At 29.9% G+C, this 3,252-nt stretch carries 4 protein-coding genes; all 4 read left to right on the top strand.

The window, feature by feature from the left end; all coding sequences use genetic code 11:
- Positions 1-365, top strand: a 365-nt coding sequence (locus TD29_RS16250; RefSeq protein WP_316931862.1) for a hypothetical protein, incomplete at its 5' end; no start/stop codon positions are given.
- Positions 359-796 carry a hypothetical protein gene (locus TD29_RS16255; RefSeq protein ID WP_040282309.1) on the top strand — a complete coding sequence of 146 codons (438 nt, stop codon included), beginning with the start codon at positions 359-361 and terminating at the stop codon, positions 794-796. The genes TD29_RS16250 and TD29_RS16255, both read left to right, overlap by 7 nt.
- Before the next feature lie 149 nt (positions 797-945).
- Positions 946-1,578 carry a hypothetical protein gene (locus TD29_RS16260; RefSeq protein WP_152611544.1) on the top strand — a complete coding sequence of 211 codons (633 nt, stop codon included), beginning with the start codon at positions 946-948 and terminating at the stop codon, positions 1,576-1,578.
- A gap of 166 nt (positions 1,579-1,744) precedes the next feature.
- Entirely contained in the window at positions 1,745-2,950 is a 1,206-nt protein-coding gene (locus tag TD29_RS16265; protein ID WP_040282313.1) for a DUF3883 domain-containing protein, read from the top strand.
- Positions 2,951-3,252: the final 302 nt, after the last annotated feature.

Raw genomic sequence — 3,252 nt, forward strand, 5'->3', positions numbered from 1 at the left:
TTCAGTATAATACAAAAATGACGATAGAACAATTAAAATCGAACATAAAATGGTGGGAATCCAAAAGATGGATTTATAATGTTGCTGTTGGACTTTTCGGTATTTTTGGAATTTACGATGGACTTTCAAGAGGAGAATACTCTTGGACAATAGACGATACAATCGGAATTTTAATTTGGGGAATTGGAGCAAATATTTTTTATTCATTAGGGATTTTATCGGAATTATTTGACTGGTATTACCTGAAAAATAAAGTTGGAATTAAAAGGTTCCGAATGGTATTTTTCATAAGCGGAATTTTATTCAGTTGCTTATGGACTTTATGGTGTAGTTGGTTATACTTTGCAAAACCTTATTTATGGTAAAAAAAATCGTTTTCATTTTTCTAATCTTAACTATAATTAGCTGCAAAAAAGAAAAAGTTGACGGAATAATTATTGGCGACACTTTGTTTGTTCATCAATCTGTTTCAGAAAATCGAAAAATGGTAAATCTGATTAACAAAGCTCTGAAAAAAGATAAAAATGCGATTGTTAATTTGACCGAGTTTCCGAATGGTGGAGCTGCAAGTAGCTATGATTTGGGATTTGTAATAACTCAAATAATTTATAGAATTGGAGAAGAAAATTTCAGCAAAACTATAATTGATTTACCGACCAAAAAATTAGGCAATATTGAGGGATTAATTGCAGTCGGATTGGAATACGGAGATAATGATTATGACGGAAAAATTGACAATAGGCGAATTGAGCAAGAATTCCCAAAATTACATCGAATATTGAGCAAAAAAAACTAACCACAACACCGTGTATAATTCATTGCTAGTTATAGCCTACTTACGAAAGTCCTCGCGGACTTTCTATCTGTGATTTATTTACTAACTTTAGTGCTTCAAACACGCAACTAATCATACACAAACACGTTGGCAACAAGCTAAAAAAAACCGTGACTGAAAACAAAAATCCATATAAAATATTGAAATTTCCACCTGCATATATGGATGGATATTTAGCTATTAATGGTTGTTTATCCGAATATTGCATTCCGATAGAATTCACAAAAAACAACGGAGAAAAATGGGTATATGGATTTCACGGAGAAATAGAAAAGGAAATTAAAATTATCGATTTAAAAGACAACCGATACTTTCTGATATCGACAATTAATGAATTAAACACAAATTATATAGTTGATATTGAAACAATAAATCCCATCAATGAAATAGATTATGTTACAGAAAAATTGGAATTTAATAACGAACTGATATTAATTTTGAGTTCGAATTCAATAGCAATTATCAAAGAACCTAATGAAATTAAATATATTGAGAATTTATGTTGGGACGGAATAAGAAATAACCGAATTGAAAATGGAGTTCTAAAAGGTCAACTTTATGATTGGAATAATAGTGATAGCGGAGAGGAATATGACAAAACGAATTATGAACTTAACCTAAAAACACTGATTTTAAGAAAAGGAAAGGAATTAGAACATAAGAAAGTTCCAATAAAAAAAATGGAAGTCGAAAAAGCGAAAGCCGAAAAACAAAAATGGTGGAAAATATGGAAAACGGAATAAAAAGCCAGTTGCCAACACCGTATATAATTTATTGCTGGCTTCTTGCCTACTTACGAAAGTCCTCTCGGACTTTCTTGGTCGGTAATTATTTACTAAATTAGTTGCTTAAACCACGCAACAAACCATATACAAACACGTTGCCAACCATTAAAAAATTACGCTCTGAATGATTGAAATTAACGAGAAAACTTTTGAATACGCTTTATCTGAATTCAAAAATATTGTGGAAAAAGACACGAATGAAAATCTCGTTGAATTTAAAACAAACAGTTTCATAGATGAACACGAAAACTACAAGTACGCAGTTTTAGATCAAGCAAAAAACAGTCTTTTAACCAAAACTTGGAAAGAAGATGAAATTGGAAATGGTAGAATTTTAAAATCAGTAAAGAATTCAATTCAGACAAATGTCATTTACAATTATGAAACTCATCAAAACAATTTAATTGATTGGAGAAAAAAGGACAATTTTAGTAAACTAAAAGCGAATCAAAAAAACGAAAAATTACTTTTTGAGTTTTTTAAAAGTAAAATCAAAGACGAAAAGGCTTTTGACCAATTTTCAGAATTGGGATTTTCTTATCAATTAATTGCATATTTATTCTTTATTAAAAACTCTCAAAAATATCTTCCGATTTCACAAACGAGGTTTGATTTAATTTTTAGTTCTTTAAATATCGACTTAAAAACAAGTCATAATTCATCTTGGGAAAATTATCAAGAATTTGTTGGAATAATTAAACAATTTCAAAACTATCTTAAAACAGAGTTTAGCGGAATTCAATTGCTTGACGCTCATTCATTTTTATGGATTTATGGTTTTCAATTTGAGAAATCTAAAGAAAGTACAGAAGTAAAAATTCAATCTAAAAAAACTGCCGAAAAGAAAAAACCTGAATTACCAAATTACCAACCGAGAAAAGCAATTGACTTGGAAACTTTGGTAGAACCTGAAACCGAAATTGATTATATAAAACAACTTGAAAAACAAATGGAAATCGGAAATTTAGCCGAAGAAATTGTTTTGAACAGCGAAATAGAGTTTTTAAGAAATGATTATCCGGATTTAGCCGAAAAAGTTCGTTCAGTTGCTAATAATCCAAAACTTGGTTTTGACATTATTTCGTTCGAAATAGATGGAACACAGAAACAAATTGAAGTCAAGGCTATTTCGATTAACAAATCAAACAAAAGTTTCTTTCTTTCTCGAAACGAATTGAGAAAGTCAAAAGAATATCCGAATTATTATTTATACTGCATTTCTGAATTGAGTTCGGAAAAGCCAAAAATATTGAGAATTAAAAAACCGAATTTTGAAAACGGAAATGATTTTAAAATGGAACCTATGACATATAAAATAACATTTGAATAAAAAAATAACGGTTGGCAACACCGTGTATAATTCATTGCTAGTTATAGCCTACTTACGAAAGTCCTCGCGGACTTTCTATCTGTGATTTATTTGCTAACTTTAGTGCTTAAACACGCAACGAAATCATACACAACCACGTTAGCTTTAATGCTCAAGCAAGTTTTCGGAATTGAAAAAAGGCTAGTTTATTCTTCGATTTTTTTTTGAGTTTTAAGAAAAAAACTATTTTGCAGAATTTTGAATAACACGATGGATTCTCACTCAAACTCTGAATTGAATTGTGGCTGACTTTTTAGCTTGTT

This window comes from Psychroserpens damuponensis (assembly GCF_000826655.1).
Classification (GTDB): Bacteria; Bacteroidota; Bacteroidia; order Flavobacteriales; family Flavobacteriaceae; genus Psychroserpens; species Psychroserpens damuponensis.

Bases quoted from the DNA above. Each gene is read 5' to 3' on its own strand.
- TD29_RS16255 (WP_040282309.1), top strand. From the start codon at position 359: ATGGTAAAAAAAATCGTTTTCATTTTTCTAATCTTAACTATAATTAGC.
- TD29_RS16265 (WP_040282313.1), top strand. From the start codon at position 1,745: ATGATTGAAATTAACGAGAAAACTTTTGAATACGCTTTATCTGAATTC.